A 17,586-nucleotide genomic window follows, 5' to 3' on the forward strand; every position below is an offset into this window, starting at 1 on the left:
ACTAGGGTGGTATTTGGGAATGTAAAGGAATAGAAAATAGAAACGCAAAAAAAACAGGGCGTATGCCCTGTCCATGAATTGATTAGTTTTGTTGCTGTTGTTTTTCTGCGTACTCAGATCGAATCCGTTCGGCAACAATTTTGATAGCTTCTGCAGTACTTGTGCCCTTCGCCATCAATTCTTGAATTCTCTCTACAGCTTGTTGTTGCTCTTGGTGAGATAGAGGGGGTAAATCGTCAAACATAAAAAGCTCCTCATTTTGAGGAGCTGACTATAACGATTCAATTAATAGGTAGCAAGGAAATTAATGGATGCACCCATAGAGTTCTCGTTTGTGTACTGAGCTGCGATATCCAATTCGAACAACTTAAGTGGAGACAACCCGATACCAGCAGTAATGGTTCCTTCGTCATTACTTCGAGCTAAGTTCTTCATATACCCTGCTCGTAATGCCATTTGACGCAAAATATCAAATTCAATACCAGCTCGAATCATTTGCGTATTATCATCAAAGGATGAAAAACGTTTTTCTTCGTTAAGATCGTAGTCAACACTCATCGTAAAGTAATCGGCAACAATCCCTGCCCCAACGGTGTATACAGGACGCATGCTATATTCGTATGATTTTATCGTATCGCTGCCATATTGGAATGACTTTGTTTTAACGTCTCTTCCGATCAAATTTTTCGCTGAAATACCGAGACGATATGGGCCAAAGAACCAAAGTGCGCCGGCGTCTAAGTTAAACATCGTTTCCGCGGTCTCATTTTCACGTAAGTCTTTAGTATCAAAATTCTGAAAACTCGTGGCGTATGAGTATGTGTATATACGCTGAAGTTTAGGAGTAACACCAAAAGAAAGGTGTTGGTTCATGAAATTAGTGTATTTAGCAAGTGAAATACCAGCTTCAGCCACGCCAATAGAAACACCTTGTACATAGCTATCATCTAATGGATTAGTACCTGAGGTATCAACATTTGGTTGTACGAATGATTCAGTGTATAGCTTACCGTATGCAGTTGCAGATAAGAATTTGTTGGGAATACCAATGGCAACGACACCACCAAGATCAAAGTCTGTCTTTTTCCCATCGATAGCATCCATCGATTTTTTGATTTCATCGACGTCTGTCAATTTGCTGATGCGTTCGATCTCATCAACTAGATCATATTGATCATCGTAGCTGCCACCAAAACTTGGCACGATCATGCCTGCATCGTCATTTCGGCGATAAATCGCAGTAAGAGCGGGGTTGAAAAAAGGCGCAGTTAGATAAGTTGCTGATACGGTACCAACGCCACCCATTGCATCACTACGAGCCTCTATCGCATAAGTAGCAGCAGAGGCAGCATTAGCGAAAAGAATAGTAGCAACAGAAGTGGCAAGAATTTTATATTTGTTTTTCATACTACACTTGTGATTTTAGTTCGTCCTGAACCTTTATCGGCACAAGTAGTATTTCTTTAACTATTCTTCCTGGGAAAGATCATAGGTTCGGCTAATAGTTTGAGCCTGCTCAACAATTATATCGCCCTGCCAACGGCGACTATTGATACTTACCGCCAATACGTATCTATCGTTTGGGACACCCGCTAGCTCCAATGAATTTGGATAATTAGACTCGTAAGTCTTTTTCCACATTTGCTCGTACTGGCCATCAATGTAGTCATACAAACCGACTTCAAGTTGCGGTAATGGACAATGGGGATTACGAAGTGCGCTCTTTTCTACTTTCCAATTCTCTTTAGATGTCCAACGAACATATTGAGAAGAGTTTGAATCTCCAAGTATTACCCAAGTTCGATACTCTTGTTTATCAGTAGAAACAACGGTTAAGTGATATAAACCAGCTTCAAGCTTACCTGTTAAGTTATAGCGTTTCGAGTAACTACGCTCGTTGGCAAGTTCTGTCCCGTTCGGCTGTTGTTCATAGCTGAATGAACTGTCCGCGGATATAGAATCATCCACCCATCGATTAAATGAAATATTTTCGATGTCAGTTGTAGCTCTTAGCTTGATCACCAATCTAAATGTATCTCGCCCAGGGCTTTGAATAGTCTGACGAATAACGTTCACACCACTTATCCAATCAGGCAGCGTTACACCAGTGAGAGCCTTGCCACAGTTTTTAGATAGTGACTGACCAAGAAGATCATTAAGGTGAGGAGTCAAATCTTTACTTGGTTCTGTTTGCCAGAGTTCAACAAGAGAGTTGAACATACCCGCAAGATCATCTTCAAGTAAGTGTTGATGTGCCTGTGTTAAAGGCGTGTTAGTTTGAAACCAGTCCATCGCATGGACTGGTTTCACTAACGCTAATGAGACAACTACAGGGAGTAGTATTTTCATTACGACTTATGCTTTCATCTTGTAGCCAACACCACGAAGTGTTTCAATTTCCAGTCCTGGCAGTTTTTGACGAAGCTGTAGTACATGTGTATCAACCGTACGTGTTGTCGGGAAATGATTGTAACCCCAAACGTGGTCAAGTAGCTCATCACGAGTAAACACGCGACCTAAGTTTGACGCCAAAAATAGCAGCAAATCAAACTCTGTTCGAGTAAGCGTAATTAGCTCGTCTTTATAAGTCACTTCACGAGTCGAGCGGTCAATCTCTAAGTCTTTTGTAATCACTTTATCAGCGTTGCTTTGTTCTGCTGAATCCGGTGCTCGTAGCTGTGCACGGATTCTCGCAAAAAGCTCCGCCTCAGCAAAAGGCTTTGTTAAGTAGTCGTTCGCGCCGGAATCAAGGCCTGCAACTTTATCTTTTACGGTAACAAGTGCCGTTAACAAGATAACTGGTACGTCTTTAATCTGTTTCCATTCTGGGAGACATTGTACAGAGTCACCATCTGGGAGTTGGCGATCGAGAATTACCAAGTCAGCTTTTTTCCATTGTGGCTCTACGTCTGCAATACGCTCCACATGTAAACACTCATATCCTGCTTGTTCCAGGCTTACTAACAGGCCGTCAGCCAAGTTTTTATCGTCCTCAACGAGAAGCAGTGTCTGTTTCACAAGGTATCTCCAATATAAAAGTTGTAGGTGGTCCCATTAAGGACATTTTTCCGCCCATGCGGCCTACCATAGATTCAACGATTGTTAATCCAAGTCCTAACCCGCTCTTACTTACGAACGGTTTCTTCAAATTTGCCCAATCTTTAGCCGTTAGGCCTCCTGCATCTCGGACTTGGAATACTATTTTTTCTTCACTAGTTGAGACATCCAATTCAACCGGTGCGACACCGTACTTAAGCGCATTACGAAGCAAGTTATCGATACAAGTTCCTAACCAGTACACATTAACTTTAGCAGCCACATCTTCATTGATGTTAAAAAGCACGGCACTATCAAATTCTTCTTCGATCTTAAATTCTAACCAATCTGCAACGGATGGTACCCAGTCTGTTGCAAGCATTTGGTTATCAGATTGCAAATAATCTTTACTCGCTTCTGCCAATTGACGCAGGCGGCGCGTATCTTCACACAATCTGCGGAATTCGTCATACACACTTTCAGGCAAATGCTCGAACTCTCGACGAAAGCCCTCAACCGTTAGTGACAGAGATGCAATCGGTGTTCTGAGCTCATGCGTTAAAATTTGCAACACGAGCATTCTACTACGTAGTTCTTCTCGCTTGCTATTCCAACGGTACACCGCCCAACCAATCACCAAAAGAATATTGGCGATTACCAGTATGATCATACTGATCCGCAAAACTTGCGAGTGATCTTCTACATCCCAACAAATATTACCTCGTTTAACAAAGCAACTTTTGCTTTGAGACGCTAGAGCGTATGACAGACCCGCATTCGCTACGTTCTCTTGCCAGATATCTTTCTCGAAAACAAAGTAACGGTCACCACGTCTTAACCAAAGTTCGTTACCTTCAATAAACATGCTCGCGCCTGCAATCAAAGCATTAATGGCGTCGTCATCCATGTTTTTCAAGCTTTCTAGCAACTCATCCCCTTCCTCGTTATCACGCTCTTTTATATGCATGTACTGAGATAGTTTGGGTTTGAGTTCTGGATACTTATCCACATAACGTGCCGCATACGTCCCACCACCAGGGTGAATGAGACCACTACGCGAGAACCAACGAGGTGTCAGCTGCGTCCCTTTACAAATCGCCCTTGTAAATACTAAAGGCTCAGTAATTAAAGGACTTAATGGTAATTTGCCACGACAAGTATTCGCCAAGCTGTAAAGCTGTTGGATATCTTTTAACGGATAGTCAGACGTTTGCGGCAGAAGCGAATCTGGCGCAAGTAACTTGGTAGGATAATTTGATTGCAGAATACGAATATCGTACGACTTAAGAGCTACTTCATAGTTAAATAGCTCTGTAAACGTATCTATTCTTTCTGGTAGTGAATCGGAAAATGCAGGTGCCGAAAAAAGCGGCAATACAGTTGCAAAACCGAGCAAAAACTTTTTAATCAAACTGTTACCGTCACTTGTTACATTAGCCAAAACTATACATCAATCTACAAGCAATTGACATCTGCTAACAGAAGGATTTGCATTACTATAACATTGAAACGGAACAAAAAAGGGCCAGCGATTGCTGACCCTGTATAGTTTTAAATCAAGAATGGTTAAAGTGCTTTAAAAATAGACTCAACACTTTCTTTCGCATCACCAAATAGCATTGATGTATTTTCTTTGAAGAACAGTGGGTTCTGTACTCCTGCGTAACCAGTATTCATTGAGCGCTTGAATACCACTACGTTTTTCGCGTTCCATACCTCCAATACGGGCATACCAGCGATTGGGCTGTTCGGATCTTCCAGTGCGGCTGGGTTGACCGTATCGTTAGCACCGATAACCAATACGGTATCGGTTTCTGCAAAGTCATCATTGATTTCATCCATTTCAAGAACGATATCATACGGTACTTTTGCTTCAGCGAGTAACACATTCATATGCCCCGGTAGACGACCCGCTACTGGGTGAATCCCAAAGCGAACTTCAATACCTTGTGAACGAAGTACATCAGTAATTTCATGAACAGGGTATTGTGCCTGAGCTACTGCCATGCCATATCCTGGAGTGATGATTACTGATTTTGAGTTCTTCAACATCTCTGCAACTTCTTCAGCCGTTGTTTCACGATATTCGCCCTGCTCTTCGTCACCTGAAATCACTATCTCTTGACCAAAACCACCGGCAATAACACTGATAAACGAACGGTTCATTGCTTTACACATGATGTAAGAAAGAATCGCACCTGATGAACCTACCAAAGCACCTGTTACAATCAATAGATCATTTGCTAGCATGAAACCTGCTGCCGCTGCTGCCCAACCTGAGTATGAGTTCAACATAGAGACAACAACTGGCATATCTGCACCACCGATTGAAGCGACTAAATGGTAGCCGAATGCGAACGCGATCAAAGTCATCACAATAAGAGCGAACATGCTGCCATCTGCTTTTACGAAGTAGATCATAAGAAGCGTAGAAATAACAACCGCTGCGAGGTTCATTTTGTGCTTATGAGGCAGATTAAGTGGCGACGAAGAAATCACACCACGCAGCTTACCAAATGCGACAATTGAACCGGTGAAAGTTACGGCACCGATGAACACACCCAAGAATACTTCTACAAGGTGGATAACATGCTCAGCATGTGTTGCTGCTTCTGGCGCATCTAGGTAGCTGTTGTAGCCAACTAAAACCGCAGCTAAACCTACAAAACTGTGTAGAATCGCAACCAGTTCTGGCATCTCGGTCATTTCTACTTTCTTCGCATAGAAAATACCGATCGCACCACCTATCGCCATCGCGATAATGATCCAACCAAAACCTTGCGCATCTGGGCTAAAGATCGTCGCTATTAGCGCGATCGTCATACCAGCGATACCGTAGTAGTTACCATTACGAGCAGACTCTTGCTTTGAAAGCCCCGCCAAACTCATGATGAAAAATAATGCAGCAACAATGTAAGCTGCTTGTACTAATCCTGCAGACATTGTGACTCCTATTTATCTTTGCGGAACATTTCAAGCATACGCTTGGTGACGGTGAAACCACCGAAGATATTGATACTCGCGATCAATACGGCAATAAAAGATAGGAATGAAACGACGCCATTACCTTGTCCAATTTGCAGTAATGCACCAACGACAATAATGCCAGAGATAGCATTCGTTACTGACATTAGTGGAGTATGAAGTGCATGGGTAACATTCCATACTACGTAGTATCCGACAACACACGCTAGAACAAATACAGTAAAGTGAGAAAGAAACGCTGCCGGAGCAACCGATGCTACCCATGCAAAGGCTCCAACAGCCGCTGCCACACCAATAATTTTCTTCGTTGGAGACGTAGGTTCTTCTACTTTAGGCTCTGGCTTTACAGGCTGTTCTTGTTTCACTTGCGGCTGAGCTGAAACCTGAATTGGTGGCGCTGGCCAAGTAACTTCACCTGCTTTCACCACGGTAACGCCACGGATAACAACATCTTCAAAATCAATATTGATGTTGCCATCTTTCTCTTTACAAAGCAGTTTTAGAAGGTTGACAAGGTTTGTCGCGTAAAGCTGAGAAGATTGTGTTGGCAAACGACCAACCATGTCAGTGTAACCAACAATTTTTACGCCGTTATCCGTCATGATAACTTGGTCTTTCACTGTATATTCACAGTTACCGCCATTAGCAGCTGCCAAGTCGACAATTACACTGCCCGCTTTCATGCTGTCGACCATTTCTTTGGTGATCAACTTCGGCGCAGGTTTACCAGGGATGAGCGCGGTCGTAATAATGATGTCAACATCTTTAGCTTGCTCTGCGTATAACTCTGCCGCTTTTTTGTTGAAGTCATCAGACATTTCTTTTGCGTAGCCATCCCCAGAGCCTGACTCTTCTTGAAAGTCAACGGTCAGGAACTCAGCGCCCATCGATTCAACTTGCTCTTTTACTTCTGGGCGGACGTCAAACGCACGGACAATGGCACCTAAGCTACCTGCAGCACCGATAGCCGCCAAGCCAGCGACGCCAGCACCCGCAACCAATACTTTCGCTGGAGGTACTTTACCGGCAGCCGTAATTTGACCTGTAAAGAAACGACCAAACTCATGAGCTGCCTCAACCACTGCACGATAACCAGCGATATTAGCCATCGAAGATAGCGCGTCTAAGGCTTGTGCACGTGAGATACGAGGAACGGAATCCATGGCAAGAACGTTAATGTTCTTACTTGAAAGTTGTTCCATCAACTCAGCATTTTGAGCCGGCCAAATAAAGCTAACCAGTGTTGCTCCATCTTGCAGTAACGCAATTTCGTCAATGCTTTGCTCATCATCCACAATTGGCGCATTAACTTTTAAAATAAGGCCAGATACCCAAACTTCTTCACTAGAAACGATTTTCGCACCAGCTGCTTCATAAGCGGCATCATCGAAACTCGCTAGCACCCCCGCTTGGGATTCGATCGCGACATCGAATCCCAATTTTATTAACTGCTCAACCGACTTCGGCGATGCAGCCACTCGCGATTCACCCGCGAGTATCTCTTTAGGTACACCGATTTGCAAAACGCATACTCCTTGTATACATATCAATAAATTAGTCCCAAAACAGAGCGTCGCTCTACTCTAATTCTTTTTTATTTCTATCTGTTTACCACGCAAGACAATTGCAAACGAAAGATGATGTTTGGGGACACCCATTTGCACAATAACACCTTGACTAACAGCCCTGTTATTATTCTGTTTGTATCGAACGCGTCTCATTACTTCAAGTGTTTTGTAATTTAAATACTAAATTTCATTACATATAACGCTAAGTAATGAATGATTGTCGCTCTGTGCTCGAAAAATAACAACGCAACACCGTACTAGACTGAGGTCTAACCAGGTAACGATTAAATACTGACTTAACAGAGATTTAAGCGTTAAAAAGAAAGAGCCACTAGCATATACACTAATGGCTCTTTTTAAGATGACTGGAATCAAATTGCAGTAAATTGCTAGTCGAAGATTTTATCGCCCATTTGATCAATAAACATTTGAGATTTCTTCAACATAAGGTCATTGGCATCTTGCTCTGAGCCAAGTAAATCGGAGCGAATAAACCGATGTGTTTTCACTTCATCATTGTCATGCTTTTCTATTCGACCAGCGATGCGATATTGTCCGCCCTCTGAAAGGCTCTCTGGGTAAATAAGGAAACCTTTATATTCAACTGGTTCGATATTTTTGGCTTCAACCGTTTTCTCACTACCACCAAACAAACGCGAAAAAAATCCCACGATTCCTCCTTGGGTCAGCTCACTAGTCAACTGAGCGACTCTTACTTAATATTAACGTTAAGGATCGGTTTTTCATACCAATCCAACTCTTTGTCATCATCATAACTAGTATGGGAAAAAATTACAGGCACATCATACTCTCGGTTCTTACGCCTGTCTTCTTTCACCATTTCTGCGGCGTTTTTCACCGCTATATCCGCGCTTTGCTTAAACTGGCTTAATTTTTGTTCAGGAAGTGAAGACAAAAAATCAATATCATGACGGATATAGACAGGCTTGAGCTGGATAAGCGCAAGGCAAGCAATATCGGCTAACTGTTCGTTGTCATACTGTTCTAAAAATTCGGGCAAACTGAGAACCTGGCCTACTAATGTTTCCATGTAGTTGTGCACATCTGAGCTTATCTTCATCTATAAATCTCCTTTTTCCTATGAAATGAGTATAGCAACGACTTGTTTATAACAACTTATTGATTGCTCTTAATTTAATCAATCTCTCTCTTTTTGCCGTAATGTCTTCCAAAATACTTGGGAAAAGGAACAAATAGACGTATTCTTGCTAGTTCTCAAAGTTCGAAATTCAATAACGGATAAATATCCATATTGATAAAACGATTTACCTAACCAATTATATAGTCAACTATTTTCAGGCAGTTTGTAATAGATGTCCTCATCGTCAATGACTTCATCAGGCTTCAGATTCTCATTCCCTTTTTTGCTACTGGGCATAGTGAGTTCGGGCATGGACAGCATTATTCAGATGACTCAGGCAAACTGGGGCATTGCCGCAAACTTGCCGTACATACTATTAGGTTGTGCGCTACTCCTTTGTTATTCATTTAAGCAAGGCAGAGAGTCCATGGTGTGCTTGGCAATGTTGCTAGCCTACTTCGTGATACAGCACCGCCTACAAGTCCCGCTTCAAAGTGGTACCGCTTTACTTGAGCTAACCATTTTAGCCACGTTACTTCCTGTCTCGTTTCTTACGGTATTTTTGTTTAGTAAAGAAGGTTTTGACTCTAGAGCCATGTTGACTTACATCTTGATGTTAGCAATGTTCGTTCTTTGGTCTTATCTAACGCTAGCATATTACGTTGAAGGAGGGTTTGAACAATGGACAAGCGGTATTTTATTTATTGTACCTACGGTCTCTAAACTGCCTTTAATTCTTGTTTTATATTGCGTGGGTATTGTCTGTTTTCTTGGAATCCTTGTTTTAAAGAAGAATGAAATTATCCATGCGATGACCTACTCTGCCATGGTATTGGCGTCTGCGACGTTCATTTTCTTTGATGTGCAGTACATATCAAGCACCATGTTTACGCTAACAGGGCTGCTTATCATTATTTATGCCGCTTCCGCTAGCCATCAACTGGCTTTCACCGATAGCCTAACGCTGATTCCGAGCAGACGTGCACTTGATCTCGATCTAAAACACATGGGTAAGAAGTTCACGATCGCAATGCTTGATGTTGACCATTTTAAAAAGTTTAACGACACCTACGGTCACGATACTGGTGATGACGTTCTAAAAATGGTCGCTTCGCGCCTCACTAAAACCCCAGGCGGCGCAAAAGTTTATCGATTTGGCGGAGAAGAATTTACCATCGTTTTTAAAGGCAAATACGCTGACGAATGTAAGAACTTTTTGGAAGAAGCTCGCAAATCGATTGCAGAATACGAGATGATATTACGCGATGAAGAATCTCGCCCTGAGAACCATAAACAAGGACAAAAACGTCGTGGTAGCAACAGTTCGAAAAGAAAGTCGGTTTTTGTTACCGCAAGTTTCGGAGTTGCTGATAGCCGGAATGGGCAAGCTCCTCTGGACGTCATTAAATCAGCGGACGAAGCTCTTTACAAAGCGAAAAAGGCCGGACGTAACTGCATAAAGCTTCGTTAGACCCTCACCAATCGTGAAAGTTAACAAGCTTGTCTGGGTTTACAACAAAACCGAACTTCCCCATCAGCATAATAACTGCACTCATCGTTGCCACTATCCCGATGTTATCTATCTAATCAAAGGTATAAGGTATACGCCCGATTGCGACATTCCGTTCGCACTGTTTGCCTATCTTACTTTGAGTTAGCTTTAAAATAACCACCAAAAGTGACAACGCAACAAAAAGAATGGCATTCATAAGATTTTGTTTTTAAAAAGAATTAACTACAGTATGTGTGTTTCTTCCCAAAGACTTCGATGTATATAGTGCTTTATCAACGGTTGCATACAAGTCTGATTGCACTTCTTTCCCTGTCGGTTGAAAAACAAAAACACCCTGTGACACTGTCACTCTATTTGACACACTAGAATACTCATGTGGGTAATCGAGAAAATACATAGCCTCTTGTATACGCTCGGCTTCTCTTTCTGCTGTTTGAGTGTCGGTACACCCTAGCAACACGACAAACTCTTCCCCACCATATCGACCTACATATTCCCCAGAGCGACAAAACGTCGCCTTTAGTTGATTCGCAATCGCTTGCAAGCAACGGTCGCCTTCAATATGACCGTAATTATCATTAAACGGTTTAAAGAAATCGACGTCCAATAGAATCAAAGCCATTGGCATATTGTGACGGCCATGCCATGCAACCATCGATTCCAACTTATGGTCGATATAACGGCGGTTATAGAGTTTGGTTAGGCCATCTTCATTCGCTTGCTGAGTCAAAAGTTGATTAACTTGCTCTAATTGAGCTGTCGCTTGCTTAAGCTCTCGTCTCATATGAGCAATACGCTGCATTGCGATAAGTTTAGAGTTTAGTACCAGTTTATCTACCGGCTTAATTAAATAGTCATCACCGCCCGCATCTATGGCTTTAGCAATCATTTCTGGCTCTTCGTGACTACTCAAGAAAATAATTGGGATCCAATCCGGAAACGTTTCTCTTATATGAAGAGAGACTTCAAAACCGTTCATATCTGGCATTGATATATCGAGCAACACCAGTTCCGGATCAAAACTCTCGTAGGTATTTAACGCCTCTAGTCCACTACCTACGGCTTTTACAATATGTCCAAGTTGCTTTAGACGAATAGCCAACTGCATCCTGTCTAGCTGAACATCGTCAACCAGAAGGATTCGCATCGATGTCCCTGTCGGTTGCATAACGCGTTCCATTTTTAATTATGTCTTTATTAAACATATACCATACTCATAGAGTTGTTGCATTCGACTCATAATTAAGTGCTATATTTTTGTTTGAATATCACGGAATCCATTGCATAAAGCAGTTAGACTGGACGTTACCCTATCTAATCATGGCCTGTGAGCAGAAGTTCAACAAACTCATTCACTTTGGTCATCTTGTGGATTAATGGGTATAGCTATTTGATGCATTTGGTATTAATATTCCCGCCTTTTTGTAATGAGAGACACACCATGTCAGAAGCAACTAACAGCGAAAGCAAAAAAATCGATCTAGCCAGCATTTCTCCAGAGCTACGTAAAGTTATCGAATTTGACGAAGTTCCAGAGCAAATGTTCGAAATGGTTACCTCTATCCATGAAGTGTCTGAAGAAGCGGTACGTGAATCATGGGACGAAATGCCAGCAAGTGCACAGAACATTCTAGACAACTTTGAACAGTTTCATGCTCTAGTTTCTGTAGGCCAAGCATTCGCTGGTATTAATGTGATGGAAGAGTTTCCTACTCTTAATCTGCCAGAAAACATGACAGATGAAGATAAAGAAGAATACCGTGCTCAACTACTTGATAATGTGCTTCACAACTGTGTGAAAGACATGGTTAAGCAACTTAAGAAAGCACGTCGTGACCCACTTCTTAAGCGTGAATTCAAAGAAGTATTCGCGAAGTAATTCCGACATTCTTCTAGTAACAAAGGCCGCACTTTGCGGCCTTTTTTGATCATGAAGCGTAAATCAGTCTAAACGGTTAATGAGGCGCTAGTGCCATATCTTTTTGTGTCACACTGACACCTTTAATTTGTGCAAAAACACGGCTACCAACTTTTAGGTTGAGATCATCAAGGGCCCACGGTGTGATCGTTGCCCACAAATAACATTTCTCGTCTAGCTTGAGTGATACATTAATACTCTGCTTGTCATCGGCTGCGTTAAACGCCTCGATGGAATCGACAATAGCAGGCAAAATATTTCGAATCGACGTCGCCTTGGGTTGCTCGAGCGTGATAGAAACGTCGTTGGCACGCACTTGCAAGCGTATTGGCGTGTCTGGTGTTCCGTCGATCTTTTGCACCCACAGGAATACATTAGGTGCAAGGCTGATACAAGTCAGTGCATAACGTTCATGATGTTCAGCAATCCGGCCTTCAAATAAGCTGCTTTGATCTGAGAAAGATTGCCATGGACGCATAACATGAGAAGCCCACACTTCCTCAAGCTTACCTGAACTCGAAATTTTACCTTGGTCAATAATTGCAAGGTGCTGAGCAAGCCTTAAAATTTCCTGGAGACTGTGTGTGACATAGATAATAGGGATATTTACCTTCTCCGACAACTCCTCGAGAAAAGGCATTACCTCACGCTTTCTTGGCATATCGAGTGAGGCAAGTGGCTCATCCATCAAAAGCAAATTGGGTTTAGATAGCAATGCGCGCGCAATCGCAACACGTTGCTTTTCACCACCAGAAAGTGATACCGGAAAGCGCTTTAGTAACGGTTTGATAGACAAGAGTTCGGTGACTGCATCAAAATACTCGTCATCTTTTTCTTTAACGCCATATAACAAATTGCCTTGAACCGAATAGTGAGGAAACAAACGTGAATCCTGAAACACATAACCAATACCACGCTTGTGCGTTGGTAGGTTGATTCCCTGTTCACTGTCAAACAAAACATGCTCACCAACCGCAACATACCCTTGTCTTGGAGTGACTAATCCGCTGATGATGTTAATCAACGTCGTTTTACCTGCACCAGATCGTCCAAACAAGGCACTAATTCCATTACAGGGTAACTTAAGTTTGATGTCGAAGTCAGTCTCACCAAGCATTTGTTTAAATTGGACTTTAATCGTCATTGCTTCGCACCCAATCTGCTTGCCGCTTTACGATTTAGCCATTCAGAGATCATTAATGTAGACAAGGCTAACGCGATAGAAATGATACACAGACGAGCCGCCTGCATTTCTGCACCTGGCGTTTCAATAAAGTTGTACATTGCCAGCGGAATCGTTTGGGTCTCACCCGGAATGTTAGAGACGAAACTGATCGTCGCCCCGAATTCGCCAAGACTACGAGCAAATGACAGCATCGTGCCCGTAATAATTCCGGGAATGGTCAGTGGTAACGTGATGGTGAGAAACACTTTTAAAGGAGAAGCGCCTAACGTAGAGGCTGCGTGCTCCAATTTAGGGTCGACGCTATCTAAGCTTAAGCGTACTGAACGAACCATCAAAGGCAAAGCCACGACAATACAAGCGACTACTGCCCCTTTCCAATTAAAGCTAAATACTACCCCTAAGTTTTCATAGAGCCACTTTCCAAGGACCCCTTGTCGTCCTAAAGAAATCAACAATAAATAGCCGATTACCACTGGCGGCAATACCAGTGGTAAATGAATTAAGCTATCGAGAATCGATTTACCAAAGAACGTTTTTCGAGAAAGTAGCCAAGCAAGAAAAACGCCGAGAGGAATCAGCCAAAGTACTGCGTACGCGCCTACTTTGAGGCTTAACATTAAGGCTTGGTATTCCAGTTCTGTCACGCTTAGTTCCTATAATTGAAGGCCGGTTTATTGCTGAAAGCCATATTGAGCAAAAACGCGTGCGGCTTCGTCCGATTTTAGGTACTGGAAGAACTGCTCCGACTCAGTAGAATCATTCACAATTGCAGCCGGGTAAACAATAGCCGCATGCGTATCACTCGCAAATTCGCCGAGAATTTTGACTTTATCAGTTAACTGAGCATCGGTTTTGTAGACCACACCTAAAGGCGCTTCTCCACGTTCAACCAACGCCAAAGCTAAGCGCACATTCTTTGCTGGTGCGACGTGAGTTTGAACCGCTTTCCATACACCCAGTGTAGTCAATGACTCTTTCGCGTACATACCAGCAGGTACTGACGTCGGATTGCCTAAAGCAAGACGATTTCCATGCAATGCCTTCTCCCATGCCTTTGTATCAGAAAAGTTAAATGAGGTTAATTCTGAAGACTGGGGAGCAATCAACACTAAGCTATTGCGCACTAGATTTGTGACATTGTCACGATAAATGACGTCTTTATCGACCAAATAATCCATCCATTTCGTGTTCGCAGAAATGAATACATCCGCTGGTGCGCCATTGATAATTTGTCGAGCGATAGAAGAAGAACCACCATAAACGGGAGTGATAGAAACGTCATACTTTTCTTCAAAGTTTTGCGCGATCTCGTTAATCGCATTCGTCATAGAAGAGGCTGCATACACTTTTAGGTTCGTTGCTGCGTTTGCTGAAAATGAAATGCTTAATACTGCCGCAAGGCAAGCATGCTGTTTCCATGCTTTCATAGAGATACTCCAATACAAGGCAAGCGAAAGAACAGGTTATTTGAATATAAAGTTCAATCAGTTAATGTGCTATTTAAACAAAAAATCAAGGCGCATATGTTGTTCTATCGCATCTGCGATGCGATTAATGCCTTGCTCCTTTAACTCTTCAAAGTCTTGTTGTTTGATTTGGGTGCCGTTTACCCATTCTGATACCAGGCTTAAGACATCTGCCTCGTCAAAGAACCCGTGAAGGTAGGTTCCCATGATTTGGCCACACTCGCTGATCGCCCCTTCCGCTTCACCGGAACTGAATGTAAGAGGTTGCAGGCCCCGTACTTCACTTCGCCCTACGTGGATTTCATAACCCTTTACATTGGCTGTTTTGCCGTTAAGAGAAAGCTGTGCTTGTGTGTTTGTAAGCTGTTTGCTGTTAGTTAGCGTCGTAGTGATATCAAGCAAGCCAAGTCCTTCGCTTTGACCTGGTTGGCCTTCGACGCCGTTTGGATCATCAATCAAGTTTCCAAGCATCTGGTAGCCGCCACAGATACCAATCACTTTTCCACCAAGACGAATATGACGTAATATATCGTTATCCCACCCTTGGCTTCTTAGATACTCCAGATCGTCTCTCACTGATTTGGTCCCAGGCAAAATAACCAGGTCGGCTTTATCTATTTTTTCGCCTTTACCTACATAACGTAGATTGATGTCTGGATTCAATCGCAGCACATCAAAATCAGTATGATTACTAATCCGGGTTAAAACAGGCACAACAACATTCAGTTTTACCTCAGAGTGCAACTCTTGCTGTGCAGTGATCGCGTCTTCTGCTTCTAAATTCAAACCATGAAGAAAAGGAAGTACACCAAGTACAGGTTTACCTGTTTTTTCTTCGAGCCAATCGAGGCCCGATTGCAATAAACGAATATCACCTCGAAAACGGTTGATAACAAATCCTTTTACTCGCGCTTGTTCAGATTCAGAAAGTAACGCAAGTGTTCCGTACAAATGTGCAAACACTCCACCACGATCAATATCAGCGACAATGATCACTGGTACATCAGCGGCCTCAGCAAAACCCATGTTTGCAATATCGCCTTCTCGTAAATTGATTTCAGCAGGACTCCCCGCGCCCTCGATAATGATCGAATCAAATTCTTGAGTCAGACGAGAGAAGGAATCTAACACCGTGTCCATCGCCACTTTCTTGTAATCATGAAAGCCAGCCGCATCCATATTGGAAATCGCCTTACCCTGCAAAATGATCTGAGCACCTGTATCACTGTTAGGTTTAATTAAAACCGGATTCATATGTACAGTTGGCTCAATATTACACGCCTGTGCCTGAACGGCCTGTGCTCGACCTATTTCACCGCCATCTTTGGTTACCGCACTATTTAGTGCCATGTTTTGTGGCTTAAATGGGGCAACATTTATCCCTTTTCGTGCTAATACACGGCATAAACCTGCCACAAGGACACTTTTTCCGGCATCCGAAGTGGTGCCTTGAACCATTAAAGATGGGATCGCTGATTTCATGAACATTTGTAAGGAATAGAGGAAGATGAATAATCATAACGTCATCGTCCCCACTTACTCAAGCAAATGAATAGAATATGAATGTTGAAATCATCATTGGTTCAAACAAGCCCTGCTTTAATGACCCCATCAAAACAAACCGATGAGGATGTAACATGAAAAAGAATACAATTATCGCAACAATCGCCGCCTTAGCTATTGCTCCTTCTATCGCATTCGCGAAAGATAACGCTCAAAACCAATCAAACTTGCAGTTTAACGGTCCTGTCACTGTGGAAAAATTGGATGCCTTGCTAAACGACTCCAATATGTTTACTGAAAAAGATGTGGTCGTTGAAGGTAACTTATTGCGTCAAGTTCGCGCGGATAAGTTTGTCTTTAGCGATGGTTCCGGTGAAGTGATGGTCGAACTCGATGACGATATTCAGCTAAATACTCCGATTGATCACACGACTAAAGTCCGTCTGTTTGGCGAATTTGAAGGCGGGAACAAACCAGAGATTGAAGTCGAACAACTCGTGGTCATGTAAAACAAACCCCGATTGCTGTGCATATCAACATGATGTAGTGACGATTACAGCTAAATAGTGACGGCAAGCACTTAAAATGATAGCTTTATCAATCTTGGTCTGCTTTTTGCAGACCATTTTTTTGTTCATTTTAATCATCTTGCCCGGAGACACCATGCTAGGTAAAGCTCTAAAGGTTGCAGCCTTTGGTTTGTGTGCTATTTTGCCACTTTCCGCACATGCAAATAATTTCAACTACAACACGATGGAATTTCGCATGGGCACTAGCCCTGGTACATTTGGTGGCGAGTTCAATACCTACTTTACAGAGAATACCCATTTCATTGCTCGCGCAGACAGTGAATTCAGCGGAGACTGGGACATTGCTGGTGGTATAGGCTTTAATGGGCCAGCAGGCCAATTTGCAGATATTTATGGCCAAATGTTGGTACACAACATTAAAGAGAACGGCAGTGATAAAGTGGGCGACGAGTGGCGCACGGAAGTGAATATTGGTACTCGTATTTGGTTTATGCAAAATGTTGAGCTACATGGCCGTATCGGCCAAATCATAGATAATGACGATTCGAACACCATTTACAATCTGGGCGCACGATTCCACTCAACTCAGCAACTATCGCTTGGTGCAGATTTCAAAAATAATGGTGTCTATGGCCAGCAAATTGTAATGTCTGCTCGTTTTGCATTTTAGTGGACATGACTATGACTACCAGGGCATCACAAGCAAGCATATGATTCAATAAAAATGGCCTCCAATTTTGGAGGCCATTTTTTGTTAATCACGAATTATTAGCTTGTAG

At 42.7% G+C, this 17,586-nt stretch carries 18 protein-coding genes; 4 read left to right on the forward strand and 14 right to left on the reverse strand.

Annotated features, from left to right (window positions below):
• Nucleotides 1–82: 82 nt before the first annotated feature.
• The 9 genes from R8N28_RS05815 to R8N28_RS05855 form a co-directional block, all read right to left on the reverse strand.
• Nucleotides 83–244 (reverse strand): YoaH family protein, encoded by a 162-nt coding sequence (locus R8N28_RS05815; protein ID WP_005376257.1) that lies wholly within the window; start codon nucleotides 242–244, stop codon nucleotides 83–85.
• A gap of 41 nt (nucleotides 245–285) precedes the next feature.
• Nucleotides 286–1,407 carry a conjugal transfer protein TraF gene (locus R8N28_RS05820; RefSeq protein ID WP_065275315.1) on the reverse strand — a complete coding sequence of 374 codons (1,122 nt, stop codon included), beginning with the start codon at nucleotides 1,405–1,407 and terminating at the stop codon, nucleotides 286–288.
• Between the two features lie 60 nt (nucleotides 1,408–1,467).
• Nucleotides 1,468–2,349, reverse strand: a complete 882-nt coding sequence (locus tag R8N28_RS05825; protein WP_005388048.1) for a DUF2861 family protein — start codon at nucleotides 2,347–2,349, stop codon at nucleotides 1,468–1,470.
• A gap of 6 nt (nucleotides 2,350–2,355) precedes the next feature.
• Nucleotides 2,356–3,018, reverse strand: a complete 663-nt coding sequence (vxrB, locus tag R8N28_RS05830) for a response regulator transcription factor VxrB (protein WP_005376251.1) — start codon at nucleotides 3,016–3,018, stop codon at nucleotides 2,356–2,358.
• A complete protein-coding gene (gene vxrA / locus R8N28_RS05835) occupies nucleotides 2,993–4,447 on the reverse strand; it encodes a sensor histidine kinase VxrA (protein WP_025767766.1) in 1,455 nt (484 codons plus the stop codon). The genes vxrB and vxrA overlap by 26 nt, the downstream gene beginning before the upstream one ends.
• A gap of 155 nt (nucleotides 4,448–4,602) precedes the next feature.
• Nucleotides 4,603–5,979: a Re/Si-specific NAD(P)(+) transhydrogenase subunit beta gene (gene pntB / locus R8N28_RS05840; protein WP_005376248.1), complete on the reverse strand. Its 1,377-nt coding sequence runs from the start codon at nucleotides 5,977–5,979 to the stop codon at nucleotides 4,603–4,605.
• 8 nt (nucleotides 5,980–5,987) lie between these two features.
• Entirely contained in the window at nucleotides 5,988–7,544 is a 1,557-nt protein-coding gene (locus tag R8N28_RS05845; protein ID WP_065275316.1) for a Re/Si-specific NAD(P)(+) transhydrogenase subunit alpha, read from the reverse strand.
• A 434-nt stretch (nucleotides 7,545–7,978) separates the two neighbouring features.
• Nucleotides 7,979–8,260 (reverse strand): HlyU family transcriptional regulator, encoded by a 282-nt coding sequence (locus R8N28_RS05850; protein WP_005376244.1) that lies wholly within the window; start codon nucleotides 8,258–8,260, stop codon nucleotides 7,979–7,981.
• Between the two features lie 41 nt (nucleotides 8,261–8,301).
• The gene (locus R8N28_RS05855) at nucleotides 8,302–8,670 is read right to left on the reverse strand and encodes a late competence development ComFB family protein (RefSeq protein ID WP_065275317.1); all 369 of its coding nucleotides are present in this window, start codon (nucleotides 8,668–8,670) and stop codon (nucleotides 8,302–8,304) included.
• Nucleotides 8,671–8,923: 253 nt separating this feature from the next.
• Here R8N28_RS05855 and R8N28_RS05860 point away from each other — a divergent pair, with 253 nt between their 5' ends.
• Complete coding sequence (locus R8N28_RS05860; protein WP_065275318.1) at nucleotides 8,924–10,162, forward strand: sensor domain-containing diguanylate cyclase; 1,239 nt, start codon at nucleotides 8,924–8,926, stop codon at nucleotides 10,160–10,162.
• A 250-nt stretch (nucleotides 10,163–10,412) separates the two neighbouring features.
• Here the strand turns inward: R8N28_RS05860 and R8N28_RS05865 are convergent, their stop codons facing one another.
• Nucleotides 10,413–11,372 carry a diguanylate cyclase gene (locus tag R8N28_RS05865; RefSeq protein WP_017634619.1) on the reverse strand — a complete coding sequence of 320 codons (960 nt, stop codon included), beginning with the start codon at nucleotides 11,370–11,372 and terminating at the stop codon, nucleotides 10,413–10,415.
• A gap of 273 nt (nucleotides 11,373–11,645) precedes the next feature.
• Between R8N28_RS05865 and R8N28_RS05870 the strand changes: the two genes are divergently transcribed.
• A complete protein-coding gene (locus tag R8N28_RS05870; protein ID WP_005376232.1) occupies nucleotides 11,646–12,083 on the forward strand; it encodes a DUF3069 domain-containing protein in 438 nt (145 codons plus the stop codon).
• 76 nt (nucleotides 12,084–12,159) lie between these two features.
• Here the strand turns inward: R8N28_RS05870 and modC are convergent, their stop codons facing one another.
• From modC to R8N28_RS05890, 4 genes are all read right to left on the reverse strand, one after another.
• Complete coding sequence (gene modC / locus R8N28_RS05875) at nucleotides 12,160–13,266, reverse strand: molybdenum ABC transporter ATP-binding protein ModC (RefSeq protein ID WP_065275319.1); 1,107 nt, start codon at nucleotides 13,264–13,266, stop codon at nucleotides 12,160–12,162.
• Nucleotides 13,263–13,952: a molybdate ABC transporter permease subunit gene (gene modB / locus R8N28_RS05880; protein WP_054575444.1), complete on the reverse strand. Its 690-nt coding sequence runs from the start codon at nucleotides 13,950–13,952 to the stop codon at nucleotides 13,263–13,265. The genes modC and modB overlap by 4 nt, the downstream gene beginning before the upstream one ends.
• A 27-nt stretch (nucleotides 13,953–13,979) precedes the next feature.
• The gene (gene modA, locus R8N28_RS05885; RefSeq protein WP_065275320.1) at nucleotides 13,980–14,735 is read right to left on the reverse strand and encodes a molybdate ABC transporter substrate-binding protein; all 756 of its coding nucleotides are present in this window, start codon (nucleotides 14,733–14,735) and stop codon (nucleotides 13,980–13,982) included.
• 69 nt (nucleotides 14,736–14,804) lie between these two features.
• Entirely contained in the window at nucleotides 14,805–16,256 is a 1,452-nt protein-coding gene (locus R8N28_RS05890) for a cobyric acid synthase (protein WP_047101159.1), read from the reverse strand.
• A gap of 155 nt (nucleotides 16,257–16,411) precedes the next feature.
• Between R8N28_RS05890 and R8N28_RS05895 the strand changes: the two genes are divergently transcribed.
• The gene (locus R8N28_RS05895) at nucleotides 16,412–16,786 is read left to right on the forward strand and encodes a YgiW/YdeI family stress tolerance OB fold protein (protein WP_005376220.1); all 375 of its coding nucleotides are present in this window, start codon (nucleotides 16,412–16,414) and stop codon (nucleotides 16,784–16,786) included.
• Between the two features lie 154 nt (nucleotides 16,787–16,940).
• Entirely contained in the window at nucleotides 16,941–17,477 is a 537-nt protein-coding gene (locus R8N28_RS05900) for a hypothetical protein (RefSeq protein WP_017634623.1), read from the forward strand.
• Nucleotides 17,478–17,586 lie beyond the last annotated feature (109 nt).

The sequence above is a fragment of the Vibrio sp. Vb1554 genome, assembly GCF_033344235.1.

What these genes read in the sequence shown, in the direction of transcription:
- pntB (WP_005376248.1), bottom strand. Translation starts at nt 5,979, where the DNA reads ATGTCTGCAGGATTAGTACAAGCAGCTTACATTGTTGCTGCATTATTT.
- R8N28_RS05900 (WP_017634623.1), top strand. Translation starts at nt 16,941, where the DNA reads ATGCTAGGTAAAGCTCTAAAGGTTGCAGCCTTTGGTTTGTGTGCTATT.
- R8N28_RS05825 (WP_005388048.1), bottom strand. Translation starts at nt 2,349, where the DNA reads ATGAAAATACTACTCCCTGTAGTTGTCTCATTAGCGTTAGTGAAACCA.
- R8N28_RS05895 (WP_005376220.1), top strand. Translation starts at nt 16,412, where the DNA reads ATGAAAAAGAATACAATTATCGCAACAATCGCCGCCTTAGCTATTGCT.
- R8N28_RS05820 (WP_065275315.1), bottom strand. Translation starts at nt 1,407, where the DNA reads ATGAAAAACAAATATAAAATTCTTGCCACTTCTGTTGCTACTATTCTT.
- R8N28_RS05815 (WP_005376257.1), bottom strand. Translation starts at nt 244, where the DNA reads ATGTTTGACGATTTACCCCCTCTATCTCACCAAGAGCAACAACAAGCT.
- R8N28_RS05855 (WP_065275317.1), bottom strand. Translation starts at nt 8,670, where the DNA reads ATGAAGATAAGCTCAGATGTGCACAACTACATGGAAACATTAGTAGGC.
- R8N28_RS05890 (WP_047101159.1), bottom strand. Translation starts at nt 16,256, where the DNA reads ATGAAATCAGCGATCCCATCTTTAATGGTTCAAGGCACCACTTCGGAT.
- modA (WP_065275320.1), bottom strand. Translation starts at nt 14,735, where the DNA reads ATGAAAGCATGGAAACAGCATGCTTGCCTTGCGGCAGTATTAAGCATT.
- R8N28_RS05860 (WP_065275318.1), top strand. Translation starts at nt 8,924, where the DNA reads ATGTCCTCATCGTCAATGACTTCATCAGGCTTCAGATTCTCATTCCCT.
- R8N28_RS05870 (WP_005376232.1), top strand. Translation starts at nt 11,646, where the DNA reads ATGTCAGAAGCAACTAACAGCGAAAGCAAAAAAATCGATCTAGCCAGC.
- modC (WP_065275319.1), bottom strand. Translation starts at nt 13,266, where the DNA reads ATGACGATTAAAGTCCAATTTAAACAAATGCTTGGTGAGACTGACTTC.
- R8N28_RS05865 (WP_017634619.1), bottom strand. Translation starts at nt 11,372, where the DNA reads ATGCAACCGACAGGGACATCGATGCGAATCCTTCTGGTTGACGATGTT.